This window comes from Streptococcus suis (assembly GCF_019856455.1).
Taxonomy (GTDB): Bacteria; Bacillota; Bacilli; order Lactobacillales; family Streptococcaceae; genus Streptococcus; species Streptococcus suis_AE.
Genome location: NZ_CP082205.1, coordinates 2,429,890 through 2,446,055, shown reverse-complemented (window position 1 = coordinate 2,446,055; position 16,166 = coordinate 2,429,890). Strand labels below are relative to the sequence as shown.

General features: G+C 44.3%; 10 protein-coding genes and 5 pseudogenes. 13 read left to right on the top strand and 2 right to left on the bottom strand.

The features are described 5' to 3' along the window. Positions 1–259 precede the first annotated feature (259 nt). From K6969_RS11715 to K6969_RS11685, 7 genes and pseudogenes are all read left to right on the top strand, one after another. Positions 260–2,152, top strand: coding sequence for a M13 family metallopeptidase (locus K6969_RS11715; protein WP_171943136.1), 1,893 nt, complete (start codon positions 260–262; stop codon positions 2,150–2,152). 102 nt (positions 2,153–2,254) lie between these two features. Then, positions 2,255–4,756, top strand: coding sequence for a leucine--tRNA ligase (gene leuS, locus K6969_RS11710; protein ID WP_171943135.1), 2,502 nt, complete (start codon positions 2,255–2,257; stop codon positions 4,754–4,756). 340 nt (positions 4,757–5,096) lie between these two features. Continuing rightward, positions 5,097–6,385, top strand: a pseudogene (locus K6969_RS11705) (6-phospho-beta-glucosidase). Continuing rightward, a complete protein-coding gene (locus K6969_RS11700; protein ID WP_171943134.1) occupies positions 6,372–7,772 on the top strand; it encodes a glycoside hydrolase family 1 protein in 1,401 nt (466 codons plus the stop codon). The pseudogene K6969_RS11705 and the gene K6969_RS11700 overlap by 14 nt, the downstream one beginning before the upstream one ends. An 8-nt stretch (positions 7,773–7,780) precedes the next feature. Then, on the top strand, positions 7,781–8,890 hold the full coding sequence (locus K6969_RS11695; protein WP_171943133.1) for a DUF871 domain-containing protein: 1,110 nt from the start codon (positions 7,781–7,783) through the stop codon (positions 8,888–8,890). Positions 8,891–9,024: 134 nt separating this feature from the next. Continuing rightward, on the top strand, positions 9,025–11,019 hold the full coding sequence (locus K6969_RS11690) for a BglG family transcription antiterminator (RefSeq protein ID WP_171943132.1): 1,995 nt from the start codon (positions 9,025–9,027) through the stop codon (positions 11,017–11,019). 12 nt (positions 11,020–11,031) lie between these two features. Continuing rightward, positions 11,032–11,229 (top strand): annotated as a pseudogene (locus K6969_RS11685) (PTS sugar transporter subunit IIB); the annotation flags it as partial. Positions 11,230–11,605: 376 nt separating this feature from the next. Here K6969_RS11685 and K6969_RS11680 read toward each other — a convergent pair. Then, positions 11,606–12,727: an IS110 family transposase gene (locus K6969_RS11680; protein WP_061366882.1), complete on the bottom strand. Its 1,122-nt coding sequence runs from the start codon at positions 12,725–12,727 to the stop codon at positions 11,606–11,608. A 109-nt stretch (positions 12,728–12,836) separates the two neighbouring features. On the opposite strand from K6969_RS11680, the pseudogene K6969_RS11675 reads away from it, so the two are divergent. The 4 genes and pseudogenes from K6969_RS11675 to K6969_RS11660 all read left to right on the top strand — a co-directional run. Further along, a pseudogene (locus K6969_RS11675) lies at positions 12,837–12,950 on the top strand (PTS sugar transporter subunit IIB); the annotation flags it as partial. 1 nt (position 12,951) lies between these two features. Beyond that, a complete protein-coding gene (locus K6969_RS11670) occupies positions 12,952–13,284 on the top strand; it encodes a PTS lactose/cellobiose transporter subunit IIA (protein WP_171943233.1) in 333 nt (110 codons plus the stop codon). Positions 13,285–13,320: 36 nt separating this feature from the next. Next, positions 13,321–13,764: a DUF3284 domain-containing protein gene (locus K6969_RS11665; protein WP_171943234.1), complete on the top strand. Its 444-nt coding sequence runs from the start codon at positions 13,321–13,323 to the stop codon at positions 13,762–13,764. Positions 13,765–13,807: 43 nt separating this feature from the next. Next, positions 13,808–14,098 (top strand): annotated as a pseudogene (locus K6969_RS11660) (PTS sugar transporter subunit IIC); the annotation flags it as partial. Between the two features lie 369 nt (positions 14,099–14,467). Here K6969_RS11660 and K6969_RS11655 read toward each other — a convergent pair. Then, positions 14,468–15,589, bottom strand: coding sequence for an IS110 family transposase (locus tag K6969_RS11655; protein WP_061366882.1), 1,122 nt, complete (start codon positions 15,587–15,589; stop codon positions 14,468–14,470). A gap of 109 nt (positions 15,590–15,698) precedes the next feature. Here K6969_RS11655 and K6969_RS11650 point away from each other — a divergent pair. Both K6969_RS11650 and K6969_RS11645 read left to right on the top strand, forming a co-directional pair. After that, positions 15,699–15,812, top strand: a pseudogene (locus K6969_RS11650) (PTS sugar transporter subunit IIB); the annotation flags it as partial. 1 nt (position 15,813) lies between these two features. Continuing rightward, entirely contained in the window at positions 15,814–16,146 is a 333-nt protein-coding gene (locus K6969_RS11645) for a PTS lactose/cellobiose transporter subunit IIA (RefSeq protein WP_171943233.1), read from the top strand. Positions 16,147–16,166 lie beyond the last annotated feature (20 nt).

Here is a 16,166-nt window from a genome sequence, read left to right as displayed (position 1 = left end):
GGAGTTTAGGACTTCAAGGTTTGAGTCATCTACGAAACGACTAAGTGGCACAATTGTGATCCACGCTTATAGAGAGTAGGACTCGCGGCAGAACCATTGACCTGTAGGTAACCAATCCACGAATATCAGAGTGGCCAATGCCCGAAGCTAAGAACTAGGCTCTTTCTAGATACTTTTCATTTTTTAATCAGTTCGATTGTTTTTACTTGACAAAGGGCTTTACATATCAGTCATTAAGAAAGACAAAAGGAGAAAATCAATGACACGTTTACAAGATGATTTTTACGAATACGTCAATGGTGAATGGGCAAAAACAGCCGTGATTCCAGACGATAAGCCAAGAACAGGTGGTTTCACGGACTTGGCGGATGAGATTGAAAAGCTCATGATTGACACGACAAACGCATGGTTGGTGGGAGAAGATGTCCCAGAAGATAGCGTTTTGCAAAACTTTGTAGCTTTCCACAAGCAAGTGGCTGACTATGAAACCCGTGACCGTTTGGGGGCAGAACCTGCACAAGCCTTGATTGCAGAGTACAAGGCTCTCAACTCTTTCGAAGAATTTACCAGCAAGCTGGCAGAATATGAGTTGGCAGGTAAGCCAAACCTCATGCCTTTCGGTGTGGCACCTGACTTTATGGACGCGACCACCAATGTCCTCTGGGCAGATTCTCTAGGCATTATCCTGCCAGATACGACCTACTATGAGGAAGGGCATGAAAAGGGTGCAGAATTGCTCAAGACTTGGCGTGAGAGTCAGGAATCCCTCCTGCCTAAGTTCGGTTTCAGTGATGAGGAAATCAAGGACCTCTTGGACAAGCGTTTGGAACTAGATGCTACGATTGCCAAGTATGTTCTGTCAAACGAAGAAGGTTCTGAGTACGCCAAACTTTACCACCCGTACGAGTGGGCAGATTTTACTGCCTTGGTACCAGAGTTGCCTTTGGATGATTTCTTCACAGCGATTTTAGGTCAAACGCCAGACAAGATTATCGTGCCTGAGGAACGTTTCTGGCAGGCTGCCAAGGACATTTACAGTGCGGATAACTGGGAACTTTTGAAGGCAACCTTGATTTTGAAAGCGGCAGGAGCTTATACAGCCTTCCTGTCGGATGAAATTCGTATTCTAGCAGGAGCCTATAGCCGTGCCCTTTCTGGTACACCGCAGGCTCAAAATCAAGAAAAAGCAGCCTACAACTTGGCACAAGGCTACTTTAACCAAGCCCTCGGTCTTTGGTATGCTGGGGAGAAATTCTCACCAGAAGCCAAGGCTGATGTGGAAGCCAAAGTTGCCAAGATGATTGAGGTGTATAAATCTCGCTTGGAAACGGCAGATTGGTTGGCTCAAGAGACGCGTGACAAAGCCATTGTCAAACTTAATGTCATCAAGCCTTACATCGGCTACCCAGAAGCCTTGCCAGAGCGTTATTATAAGAAGATTATTGACCCAAGCAAGTCCTTGGTGGAAAATGCCATTGAGCTAAACAAGATTGACATCGCTCATGGTTGGAGCAAGTGGAACAAGCCTGTGGACATTAAGGAATGGGGCATGCCAGCTCACATGGTCAATGCCTACTACAATCCACAGAAGAACTTGATTGTCTTTCCAGCAGCCATTTTGCAGGCGCCATTCTACTCTCTGGAGCAGTCTTCATCAGCTAACTACGGTGGTATCGGTGCCGTCATTGCCCATGAGATTTCCCATGCCTTTGACTCAAACGGTGCTTCCTTCGATGAGCATGGTAGCTTGAATAACTGGTGGACAGAGGAAGACTATGCTGCTTTTGAGGCCCGTACCCAGCAGGTCATCGACCAATTTGAAGGTCAGGATTCTTACGGTGCCAAAATCAATGGTAAGTTGACTGTGTCAGAAAACATTGCCGACCTTGGTGGGATTGCAGCGGCCTTGGAAGCAGCCAAGTCAGAAGAAGACTTCTCCGCAGAGGAATTCTTCACTAACTTTGCTCGTATCTGGCGAATGAAGGCCCGTCCTGAGTTCATGCAGATGTTGGCAAGTGTCGATGTCCATGCACCAGGTCACCTACGCACCAACATCCAGTTGCCAAACTTCGATGAATTCCATGAAACCTTTGGCGTTCAAGAAGGCGACGGCATGTGGCGAGCAAAAGAAGACCGCGTGATTATTTGGTAAAAACGGGAAAACAGCTAGTGAAAACTGGCTGTTTTTGTCTTTCCCAATTCCCTAAAAACGTGATATAATAGTAAAGATAATTTATTGACATGGAGAAATGACATGAGATTCTACAATCACAAGGAAATCGAGCCCAAATGGCAGGAATTTTGGGCGAAAAATCACACTTTTAAGACGGGAACAGATGCGGACAAGCCAAACTTTTACGCCCTAGATATGTTCCCTTATCCGTCTGGTGCGGGCTTGCACGTTGGTCACCCTGAGGGCTATACTGCGACGGACATTCTCAGTCGTTACAAGCGTGCCCAGGGCTACAACGTTCTTCACCCAATGGGTTGGGATGCCTTTGGTTTGCCAGCAGAGCAATACGCTATGGACACAGGTAATGACCCAGCTGACTTTACGGCGGAAAATATTGCCAACTTCAAACGTCAGATTAACGCCCTTGGCTTTTCTTACGACTGGGACCGCGAGGTCAATACGACAGACCCTAACTACTACAAGTGGACTCAGTGGATTTTCACCAAGTTGTATGAAAAAGGCCTAGCCTATGAGGCAGAAGTGCCTGTCAACTGGGTAGAAGAATTGGGAACAGCTATCGCCAACGAAGAGGTTCTTCCTGACGGAACATCTGAACGTGGTGGCTACCCTGTTGTCCGCAAGCCAATGCGTCAATGGATGTTGAAAATCACTGCCTATGCAGAGCGTTTGCTCAATGACCTAGAAGAAGTTGATTGGCCAGAGTCAATCAAGGACATGCAACGCAACTGGATCGGCAAGTCAACCGGTGCCAATGTGACTTTCAAGATTAAGGACACAGACAAGGACTTCACAGTCTTTACCACTCGTCCTGATACTCTTTTTGGTGCGACCTACGCAGTTCTTGCTCCTGAGCATGACTTGGTAGATAGTATCACATCAGCTGAACAAGCAGAAGCTGTGGCAGAGTACAAACGCCAAGCCTCTCTCAAATCAGACCTGGCTCGTACTGACTTGGCTAAAGACAAGACAGGTGTTTGGACTGGTGCCTACGCCATCAACCCTGTGAACGGTAAAGAAATTCCAATCTGGATTGCGGACTATGTGCTGGCAAGTTACGGAACAGGTGCTATCATGGCCGTTCCCGCTCATGATGAGCGTGACTGGGAATTTGCCAAGCAGTTTAACTTGGACGTCATTCCAGTTCTGGAAGGTGGCAATGTAGAAGAAGCGCCTTATACAGAAGACGGCATTCATATCAACTCCGACTTCCTAGATGGTCTTAACAAGGAAGAAGCTATTGCCAAAATGGTGGCTTGGCTGGAAGAAAATGGTCTTGGTCAGGAGAAAATTTCCTACCGCCTCCGCGACTGGCTCTTCAGCCGTCAGCGTTATTGGGGTGAGCCAATTCCAATCATCCACTGGGAAGACGGCACTTCCACAGCAGTACCAGAAAATGAGTTACCTCTGGTATTGCCAAAAACCTCAGACATCAAGCCTTCGGGTACAGGGGAATCGCCGCTTGCTAACTTGACAGACTGGTTAGAAGTGACACGGGAAGACGGCGTAAAAGGTCGCCGTGAGACCAACACTATGCCACAATGGGCGGGCTCTAGCTGGTACTACCTCCGCTACATCGACCCGCACAACGATGAGAAATTGGCAGACGAAGAGATTCTCAAGGCTTGGTTGCCAGTGGACATCTACATCGGTGGTGCTGAGCACGCAGTCCTTCACTTGCTTTATGCTCGCTTCTGGCATAAGTTCCTCTATGACCTTGGCGTTGTGCCGACCAAAGAGCCATTCCAAAAACTCTTTAACCAGGGCATGATTTTGGGAACTAGCTACCGCGACAGCCGTGGTGCCCTTGTGGCGACTGACAAGGTGGAAAAACGCGACGGTTCCTTCTTCCACATTGAGACAGGTGAGGAGTTGGAGCAGGCACCTGCCAAGATGTCTAAATCCCTTAAAAACGTGGTTAACCCAGATGATGTGGTCGAGCAATTCGGTGCGGACACCCTCCGCGTTTATGAAATGTTCATGGGTCCACTTGACGCCTCTATCGCCTGGTCAGAAGAAGGTCTCGAGGGCAGCCGTAAGTTCCTTGACCGTGTTTACCGCCTGATTGCAACGAAGGAAATTTCTTCGGACAATAGCGGAGCGCTTGATAAAGTTTACAATGAAACTGTGAAGACGGTGACAGAGCATATCGAAGACCTGAAATTCAACACGGCTATCGCCCAGCTCATGATTTTTGTCAACGCAGCCAACAAAGAAGACAAGCTTTACGTCGAATACGCCAAAGGTTTTGTTCAATTGACTGCCCCATTTGCACCACACTTGGCAGAAGAACTCTGGCAGGGTCTGACAGCAACAGGCCAGTCAATCAGCTATGTCGCATGGCCAACATATGATGAAAGCAAGCTGGTAGAAAGCGAAGTGGAAATCGTTGTCCAAATTAAGGGTAAAGTAAAAGCCCGCTTGACCGTAGCCAAAGACCTATCACCAGCAGAGCTTGAAAAAGTTGCCCTTGCGGACGAAAAAGTCCAAGCTGAAATCGCTGGGCAAACAGTGGTGAAGGTGATTAGTGTTCCGAATAAGTTGGTTAATATTGTTGTGAAGTAACCAATTTATTTGCTCATTTCCTACCTCCAACAGTCTATTCTCAGACTGTTGAAGCCAAACAAACTTGTCAATATCGTTACCAAATAACGCTTGCCTCGTTTGTTTGTCTATTTCCAACCTCCAACAGTTCACTGGACTGTTGGAGCCAACTAAATTGGTTAATATTGTTGTGAAATAAATGTAAATAATAAGAAAACGACTTCCGTATTGGAGGTCGTTTTTGGCTGTCTTGAGGGGAGTTTCCTTTATATTACGGAAAAAGACAGGAAGTGTACGCGTTTACAAAAGGTAGAAACAGGAATATAATAAGAATATATGAATAAAAAAGGGAGAACAGGTCGTGAAATCAATCAAATTAGTCACACTCGGTGGCGGCTCGAGCTATACTCCTGAGCTAGTTGAAGGGATGATTTTGCGGCATCAGCAACTACCCATTCGAGAATGGTGGTTTGTAGATGTTGAAGCTGGGGTGGAAAAGCAGAAGATAGTTGTTGATTTGGCACGTCGAATGGTCAGAATGGCTGGATTAGACTGGAAAATAGAGGAGACACTGGATCGAAGGGCTGCTTTGAAGGGAGCAGACTTTGTGACATCTCAGTTCCGAGTTGGTCAGTTACAGGCACGCTATATCGATGAGACAATTCCTTTGAGTCATGGTCTACTTGGACAGGAAACCAATGGGGCAGGTGGCATCTTTAAGGCATTTCGGACCATAGAGGCCTATAAGGGTATCATTGCAGACATGAAAGAGCTGTGTCCAGATGCTTGGTTGATTAATTTTACCAATCCTGCAGGCATAGTAACGGAAGCGATTGTTAATGAACTGCAGAGGAATCGATTCAAACCAATCATGTTGGATTAAACCATTTCCATTTTCATGAAGTTTGGGATCAGACTGGCCAGAATCGAACTGGTGAGGTCATGGAAGCTTTATACGGTAACTCAAGAGGGAATCAGGAGGTTGTTAAAAATATTACTAATTTAGATTTTTCATTCCCCTTCTTGCAGTCGATTGGTCTGTTGCCCTGTGATTACCACCGTTACTACTTTTTAGAAAAGGAGATGTTGGCAGATGCCTTAGACCAGTATCGTCAAGGGAAGGTGCGGGCTCAGGTTGTTCAAGAGGTCGAAGAAGAGTTGTTTGAGCTCTACAGGGATTCAAATTTGGACTATAAGCCTAAGCAATTGGAGCAACGTGGTGGTGCTTATTACAGTGATGTTGCCTGTCAACTCATTTGTGCTATATACAACGACAGCAAGGAAATTATGACGGTTTCGACGGTTAATAGGGGAGTGATTTCTTATCTGCCAGAGGACTGCGTAGTCGAAGTCTCGTCTGTTATTACTGCCCAGGGTGCGCTTCCTTTGGTATGTCCCAAAACACCGATGGTGGTCAGGGGATACCTGCAGCAAATGAAGCAAATGGAGTTGGCGACTGTTGGGGCTGCAATGACAGGAGACTACGCTTTGGCTTTACAGGCTTTTGCTCTCAATCCTCTGATTCCGAATGGAGAATTGGCAGAGCGTGTCTTACAAGAATTACTAGTGGCACATGAGGCGTACTTGCCACAATTTAGGAGTGTCATCGATCAGATAAAGAAGAAAGGAATTGGTTATGACAGAGGATAAGGTAGTTTATCATTTTCCAGAAGGTTTTTTGTGGGGGACTTCTACATCGGGTCCGCAGAGTGAAGGAACTGAGCTGGGCGATGGAAAAGGACAGAATAATTGGGACTACTGGTACAGCATTGAGCCAGAACGTTTCCATGGGAAAGTAGGCCCAGAGAGGACTTCCACTTTCTATAAGAATTTCAAAAAGGATATCGAGTTATTGGTTGAAACTGGACACACAGTATTTAGGACATCGATTCAGTGGTCGCGGTTATTTCCAAAGGGTGTTGGAGAGGTTAATCAGGAGGCTGTGACTTTTTATCGTTCTGTATTTTCTTTGATAAAAGAAAAAGGGATTCAGCTGTTTGTTAATCTCTATCATTTTGATCTTCCCTATGCTTTACAGGAGCGAGGAGGCTGGGAGAACAAGGACATTGTTTGGGCATATGAAGCCTATGCTCGTACTTGTTTTGAATTGTTTGACGACCTAGTAGATCGTTGGATTACCTTTAATGAGCCGATTGTTCCAGTTGAGTGTGGCTATCTAGGGGATTATCATTATCCTTGTAAGGTAGATGCCAAGGTGGCGGTTGCTGTTGCCTACCATACTCAGTTGGCCAGTTCCTTGGCAGTAAAAGCTTGTCATGAAGTGAATCCGGAGAAGAAAATTGCAATTGTCCTGAATCTGACACCGGCCTATCCTCGAAGTGAGCATCCTGATGATGTCAAGGCAGCTAAAATAGCTGAGCTCTTCCAAACCAAGAGCTTCTTAGATCCTTCTGTATTGGGAGAATACCCGAGGGACTTGGTTGACTTGATTGAGGAATACGGATTGAGTCCTGAAACCAGCGAGGAAGAGCTGGCGATTATTAGGGAAAATCGGATAGATTTTTTAGGTGTTAACTATTACCAACCCCTTCGTGTACAGGCACCGACAAAGATCTGGAAAGAGGGAGAGGTTTTGACTCCAGAGCACTTCTTCGCACCTTACGATATGCCAGGGAAAAAAATCAATCCGCATCGAGGCTGGGAAATCTATGAAAAAGGAATCTACGATATCGCAATCAATATTCGGGACCAATACAACAATATTGAGTGGTTAGTCACTGAAAATGGTATGGGAGTAGAGGGTGAAGTGGCTTTCCGGCAAGATGAGGTCATTCAGGATGATTATCGGATTGAATTTATCGAAGATCACTTGATAGAATTACATCGGGCTATTGAGGAAGGGGCTAACTGTAAAGGTTATATGTTGTGGACCTTTATTGATTGTTGGTCTTGGCTCAATGCCTACAAAAATCGTTATGGGCTGGTCGAGTTGGATTTGGAGACTCAGGAGCGTAGGATTAAAAAATCGGGTCGTTGGTTTAAGGTGCTGAGTGATGCCAATGGATTTAGTCGTTAGGAGGAGCAATGGTGCAGTTTGGTTTTTCAATCTATCCAGAAAACTATTCTCTGGAAGAGTCTAAGTCTTATATAGACTTGCTGGGGCGTTATGGAGCACGGCGAATGTTTATGAGCCTCTTGCAGCTTGGGGGGAATGCCCAAGAAGCCTTGCAACTCTATCGGGACTTGATTGCCTATGCTCGTCAGTTGGGGATAGTCGTGATTGCGGATCTTAGCCCGAGTTTTATAGAGGCACAGGGCTGGCAGAAATCACTCATTGAAGAAGCCCATGGTTTAGGGCTGACAGGGATTCGTCTGGACGAGGCCTTGCCTTTGGAGGAGATTGTCAGCTTGACACAGAATCCTTACGGGCTCAAGATTGAACTAAATCTGAGTACCGATAAGGTCTTACTGACGCAACTGCTAGCTAGTGACGCAAATAGGGATAACATTGTTGCCTGTCATAATTTCTATCCTCACGCCTATACAGGACTATCAGAAGAACATTTTTTAGAAATGTCTTCTTTCTATCACCAAGAAGGCATACAGACGGCAGCTTTTGTGACTGCCCAGTCTGCAACGGAAGGGCCTTGGCCCTTGTCAGAAGGTCTACCTACCTTGGAGGAGCATCGCAACCAGACCTTACCTCTTCAGATTGCCTGGCTCAAGGCGACAGGTTTGATTGACTGTATTCTCATCTCCAATCAGTTCATCTCGGAGGAGGAGCTCCAGTCTATTCAATCTATCTTGGAAGAAGAGGACATTTGTTTACCTGTAGAACTTACTGGGCAAGTGACAGCTGTGGAGCGGGAAATCATTGAGTTTGATCATGTTTATCGTGGGGACATTTCAGCTTACCTACTTCGGTCGACCATGCCCCGTGTTGTCTACAAGGATGCGACCATTCCTGCACATACAGATAGGGAAACGCTTGTGCAGCGAGGGGATGTCTTGATTGACAATGATCTATATGGTCGTTACAAGGGAGAGTTACAAATAGCTTTGAGGGAGTTCACCGTTAGTTCAAAAGTGAATCGGGTTGGACGAATTTGCCCTGACTATCTACCCTTGCTCGCTTTTATCAAGCCTTGGAAATCCTTTCGATTGCGAATCGTTGCGTCCGATTCCTTTCATTAACAATACGGAAAAAAAGAGAACCCTTGTAGCCTGAGGATATGCTATAATAGAAATATAAAAATATGTTTTTATCAACAGGCTCTAGCTTACTAGTCTTGTTATATTTCGTATAAATCTTGCGGAGAGGAGGGAGTATGCTATCTAAAAAAGAAGTTCGTCTGGTAGATTATTTACTGGCAAAACAAGGGGACTTTGTATCTAGTATAGAACTGGCAAAGGCTTTGGGTGTCAGTGATCGAACAGCAAGAAAGTATGTTCAGCAACTCTCTCTTTCGCTAGAGGCTAGCGGTGCTTCTATTTTGTCCAAACAAAGTAAGGGCTACTGTTTGCTGGTAGAGAGACCAGTTGAGTTTGAAATGTTTTGGCAAGAACAGCTACGGTTGAAAAAGCAGGTGACGGACTTACGGCAACTGGAGGAAGCGACGGACCGACAACGGTATGTTTTAAGTAAGTTATTATTTGAAAATCCAATTCAGTCCATGGATCGTTTGCAACGAGAGCTGTTTATCGGAAAAACAACCCTGCATTCTATCATCGCGGATATTCGCAATTTATTTGTTCCTTACCAACTGGAACTGTTGTTCACACGGAGAGGTGTAGAATTAAGCGGGGAGGAGCCTGTTATTAGGCACTTCATCATGGATTACTTTTTTGGACAAGGGAATGGTCAGTCTCTTTATGGTTTGGTGGAAAATCAGCTCCTGCCAGACATTCGGTTTACAGACCTGATGTTGATTGTCTTGGATGAGTGCCGCGATGCCAAACTTCGCCTGTCTGATTTTGTGATGCAAAACCTCGTTCTTCATATCGCTCTGCTCTTGCAACGAATGAAGGGAGGAGCTAGTTTAGAGCGATTTCCAATATCTGATCAGATTCAATCTTCCAAGGAGTATCAGGTTGCTGGACGAATTATCGAACGAATTGAAACAGAGTTTCAAGTGGAGATTCCTGTAGAAGAAGCCAACTATATCGCTCTACACCTGAAGGTCAAGTTGACGGGGAATCCTAGTCAGCTTTCGGAGTTAGAGGACGGTCTAGAGGAAGAAGTTGAAACTTGTTTACAGACTCTCTCTCAGTTGACTGGTCTGGATTTGTTAAAAGATCGACAGCTTTTCAAGGGGATTGTCGCTCATTTGCTTCCCTTACGGACGCGGTTGGAGCACCAGATTCAGTTGGTAAATCCCTTGGTGGCTGATATCCAGAGGGATTATATAGAAGTATTTGAGCTGACCAAGCAAGCTTTTGCTTCTATGCCCACCTTGTTGGCCTATAGCATTTCGGATGACGAATGGGCCTACCTGACCCTGCATGTATTGGCTGCAATTGAGCGATACGAGGGGCGGAAAAAGTTGCGGGTATTGGTCGTCTGTGCGACCGGAATTGGAAGCGCTTTAATGTTGCGAAATCGTTTGGAAAAGGAATTTGCAACAAGCTTGGAAATTGCAGATGTTGTGAGTTACTACGAGGTAACAGAAGAACGTTTAAGAGATGTAGACCTGATTATTTCTTCGATTAGCTTGTCCAATTTAATTTTCCTGACACCCGTCATCACCGTCAGTGTTTTCCTGTCAGAGCAGGATATCGAGGCAATTCGTTCCTATCTCCAACAAGTAACACCTGTCCGAGTTGAGCAGAACGAGGCTTTGCCTATGGAAGAAGAGCAGGCGAGACAGATTGCAGAGGCTGTATTTTCACCCTTGCGAATAGTCTCTTTGGACAAAAAGATGAGTCGAGATAGGACCTTGTTGCAACTAATAGCGTGCTTGGATGAAGCCAAGGAATCAGGCTTTGTGGAACAATTTAGGGAACAGGTAAATGTGAGAGAGTCCTATAGCTCGGTCGTTTTTGGAGAACTGTTGGCCTTTCCGCATCCAGCTATTCCCCTGACCTTCTCTGAGCAGATTGTGGTTGGAGTTTGTAAGGAAGCGGTTGAATGGGAAGAGGGGAAGAAGGTGCAGTTTATCTTTCTTCTATCCCCGTCTAAAGGGCGGAATCCGCATCTGAAGTATATTTCACCTTGTCTGGTTGCATTTGTCCAAGACAGGTCTTTGCAAGAAAGGCTAGTGCAAAATCCTAGCTATCAGGAATTAGTCGATATATTTATTCCCTTGATTCAGAAACAGGGGTAGGAGGAGTTTTTTATGAAACAAATTATGTTAGTGTGCAATGCTGGTATGTCTACTAGTATGTTGGTGACCAAGATGCAGAAAGCCGCAGAAGAAAAGGGGATAGAGGCAACGATTTGGGCAGTCCCTGTGTCAGAAGCTGATAGTGAAGTTAGTCAAAAGGAGATTGATGTCCTTTTGCTAGGTCCACAGGTTAAATTTTTGCTAAATGACTGATATGTAAAGCCCTTTGTCAAGTAAAAACAATCGAACTGATTAAAAAATGAAAAGTATCTAGAAAGAGCCTAGTTCTTAGCTTCGGGCATTGGCCACTCTGATATTCGTGGATTGGTTACCTACAGGTCAATGGTTCTGCCGCGAGTCCTACTCTCTATAAGCGTGGATCACAATTGTGCCACTTAGTCGTTTCGTAGATGACTCAAACCTTGAAGTCCTAAACTCCTTCAAGATACTTTCCATTCAAACATGATTTCAATCCTTATTTCTGTCCAAATTCACCCAGTGATTTTGGATAGAAATAGGGATTCCTCATCGCTCTGCGATGATAAAACTTAATGGTCAAAAGTGTACATGAAAACAAGCGCTAACTTCAAGCTATTCTTCCTGTCATCATCCCCCAAATAAAACCAGACAATTCTCGTGCAATAGCTGTTTTAGCAACATTTTGTTTCTTATTTTTTCCTAGAACAAGTGTGCGATAACGTCTTCTTAAGCGTTCATTAGCCTTATCCGCATAAGCAATCACCTCCACTCGGTTTCCACTTTGTCTCCTTTTCAATTCTTTGGATTTATACCCAATCGTCCCCTTAGCCAATGATTGTGCAGCTTCTATCAGAAGTCGTCTCACATGGCTATTCCCAGCTTTGGTGATAGCACCTCTTCTCTCCTTGTCGCCGCTAGAATTTTCGCTAGGAGTTAGCCCAAGATAAGAAGCAAAATGTTGAGCTGTCGCAAAGCGATTAAAATCACCGATTTCTGTCACAATGGAAAGAGCAGTTAGTGTTTTAATGCCAATAAAGCAAGAAAGCCGTGAGACCTTCTCTTGATAACTGTCGCTTTGACCCAGTTGCTCAATTCGTGCATCATACCGTTCTATTTGATCTACTAATTTCTCATAGGTCAATAGATATTCTGTCAAAATCTCTGCGTAAAGTCCCTCAGGTTTTAGGGAACGGAGCCAGCGAACATGTTTCTGTGTCCAATTACTGCTTCCCTCGGTATAGCGAAAATCATGTCGGAGACAGAAGGCAAGAATTTGTTGTTTGATTTTCTTCAGAGCCACTTTGTGGTCTGTTCTCATGCGGATATATTCTTTGACTTGTTCATCCTCAACAGTAGGAATATGAACAGGCCGATAGCTACGAAAGGCCAGAGCTTTTGCGAGCTGAGCTGCATCTTTTTTATCAGTCTTAACACGCTTAGATCCTTCCTTCATCACCGTTGTAGGCGCCATCACGATACAGGGAATCCCGTGAGCTTGTAGCTGGTGATATAGGGTAAATCCAAGACATCCGGCTTCGTAGCCACATAACACTTCTGCATCTTGACCATATAAACGACGAAGCTCATTCACATAGTTCACAATATAGCTAACATTTGGACCAACTTTAGTGCTATGTTTGAATTGATTCGCCATCATATCATAATAGCAGAGTGAAAAACTTTCTTTGTGAACATCCATTCCGATGAAAAGTGTGGTAAAATGAAACATATAAGACCTCCAATTGAGTGTGGTAATTCCTGTTAGAAGTTGATTGTTTTTTTATTCTAGTGTACAGGTAAATCCACGAATTCTCAACTGGGGGTCTTTACATATTGTCTATAAGGCTAAGTTCGAGCCTGCAATCAAGGTGGATGCAATCAATATGATGGATTATGGAGTGATGAATGGTGCTAAGGTGCTCGATGCTGCTTTGGCACTAATGGAGGACTAGTATGAACTCTTCGGAATACTTAGAAGCGATTATGGGGCTTATTATGTATGGGGGAGAGGCAAAGGGCTATGCTGTTCAGGCGATTCAAGCGGCCAAGCAGGAGGATTTCAAGACGGCAGAGCACTTGCTTCAAGAAGCAAACACCTCCCTAAATATTGCCCACAAGTCACAAACAGGTCTACTAGCCCAAGAGGCTGGTGGGCAAGGAGTGGGAGTGACCTTGCTAATGGTGCATGGACAAGACCACTTGATGAATGCCTTGACATTTATTGATATGGCCAAGGAAGTAGTGGAGCTCTATAAGCGTTTAGCTGAACAGAAGAATTGTGGCTAGGCCACCTTGTTGGATAACGAAGATAGGAGGACAGGTATGAAAATCAAAAAAATAGGACAGGTTCCAATTGAACAATTGTTTGCTGCGATTGGTCGATCCTTGAAAGAGGATTATCAGCAAAATACTGGACGTCCTCTTCTTGATCAAGATATCCAGAAGGGGTTGACCTATGTAAAAACATTTGGAAACAAAGGAGAGCATAGTGTCAAGGTGCATGTAGAGGAATTTCTTGCTCCCTATCGTTATGCTGTTTGTTTTCATTCCAATCGAGGAAAAGAGCATATCCGCTATGATTTGCACGCTTTGGGGGACAATCAAACAGAGATTGAATACTCTTATGAAATGGAAGCGGCAGACTTATTTATGAGAGGGAACTACTTTTTAATGGAGAAAGTCTTCTCTAAGAGTTTGAAACGGCAGACAGATGCTCAATTAGAAGCACTGATTCGGTATTCTAAAGAAGGTGCTTCGACATCGTGATTTTGTTTATACAACAATAAAAAAATAGAAAAGGAGACAGATTATGTCAAATATTTCTGAAAAGTTCATGGAAATATCAGGAAAAATCGGCTCGCAACGTCATTTGATAGCTATACGTGATTCCTTTATTTCCATGATGCCGATTACAATGGCTGGTACGGTAGCCGTCCTGCTCAATGTCTTTTTGAGGGATATTCCAAACAATATGGGTTGGACAGGTTTTGCAGAGGCTATGCAGCCTGTTATTAACATCAATGGCTATGTTTATTTTGGGACCATTGGGATTATGGCACTTGTTTTTGCCTTTGCTTTTGGTTACAACTTGTCTGATATGTAAAGCCCTTTGTCAAGTAAAAACAATCGAACTGATAAAAAAATGAAAAGTATCTAGAAAGAGCCTAGTTCTTAGCTTCGGGCATTGGCCACTCTGATATTCGTGGATTGGTTACCTACAGGTCAATGGTTCTGCCGCGAGTCCTACTCTCTATAAGCGTGGATCACAATTGTGCCACTTAGTCGTTTCGTAGATGACTCAAACCTTGAAGTCCTAAACTCCTTCAAGATACTTTCCATTCAAACATGATTTCAATCCTTATTTCTGTCCAAATTCACCCAGTGATTTTGGATAGAAATAGGGATTCCTCATCGCTCTGCGATGATAAAACTTAATGGTCAAAAGTGTACATGAAAACAAGCGCTAACTTCAAGCTATTCTTCCTGTCATCATCCCCCAAATAAAACCAGACAATTCTCGTGCAATAGCTGTTTTAGCAACATTTTGTTTCTTATTTTTTCCTAGAACAAGTGTGCGATAACGTCTTCTTAAGCGTTCATTAGCCTTATCCGCATAAGCAATCACCTCCACTCGGTTTCCACTTTGTCTCCTTTTCAATTCTTTGGATTTATACCCAATCGTCCCCTTAGCCAATGATTGTGCAGCTTCTATCAGAAGTCGTCTCACATGGCTATTCCCAGCTTTGGTGATAGCACCTCTTCTCTCCTTGTCGCCGCTAGAATTTTCGCTAGGAGTTAGCCCAAGATAAGAAGCAAAATGTTGAGCTGTCGCAAAGCGATTAAAATCACCGATTTCTGTCACAATGGAAAGAGCAGTTAGTGTTTTAATGCCAATAAAGCAAGAAAGCCGTGAGACCTTCTCTTGATAACTGTCGCTTTGACCCAGTTGCTCAATTCGTGCATCATACCGTTCTATTTGATCTACTAATTTCTCATAGGTCAATAGATATTCTGTCAAAATCTCTGCGTAAAGTCCCTCAGGTTTTAGGGAACGGAGCCAGCGAACATGTTTCTGTGTCCAATTACTGCTTCCCTCGGTATAGCGAAAATCATGTCGGAGACAGAAGGCAAGAATTTGTTGTTTGATTTTCTTCAGAGCCACTTTGTGGTCTGTTCTCATGCGGATATATTCTTTGACTTGTTCATCCTCAACAGTAGGAATATGAACAGGCCGATAGCTACGAAAGGCCAGAGCTTTTGCGAGCTGAGCTGCATCTTTTTTATCAGTCTTAACACGCTTAGATCCTTCCTTCATCACCGTTGTAGGCGCCATCACGATACAGGGAATCCCGTGAGCTTGTAGCTGGTGATATAGGGTAAATCCAAGACATCCGGCTTCGTAGCCACATAACACTTCTGCATCTTGACCATATAAACGACGAAGCTCATTCACATAGTTCACAATATAGCTAACATTTGGACCAACTTTAGTGCTATGTTTGAATTGATTCGCCATCATATCATAATAGCAGAGTGAAAAACTTTCTTTGTGAACATCCATTCCGATGAAAAGTGTGGTAAAATGAAACATATAAGACCTCCAATTGAGTGTGGTAATTCCTGTTAGAAGTTGATTGTTTTTTTATTCTAGTGTACAGGTAAATCCACGAATTCTCAACTGGGGGTCTTTACATATTGTCTATAAGGCTAAGTTCGAGCCTGCAATCAAGGTGGATGCAATCAATATGATGGATTATGGAGTGATGAATGGTGCTAAGGTGCTCGATGCTGCTTTGGCACTAATGGAGGACTAGTATGAACTCTTCGGAATACTTAGAAGCGATTATGGGGCTTATTATGTATGGGGGAGAGGCAAAGGGCTATGCTGTTCAGGCGATTCAAGCGGCCAAGCAGGAGGATTTCAAGACGGCAGAGCACTTGCTTCAAGAAGCAAACACCTCCCTAAATATTGCCCACAAGTCACAAACAGGTCTACTAGCCCAAGAGGCTGGTGGGCAAGGAGTGGGAGTGACCTTGCTAATGGTGCATGGACAAGACCACTTGATGAATGCCTTGACATTTATTGATATGGCCAAGGAAGTAGTGGAGCTCTATAAGCGTTTAGCTGAACAGAAGAATTGTGGCTAGGCCACCTTGTTGGATAACGA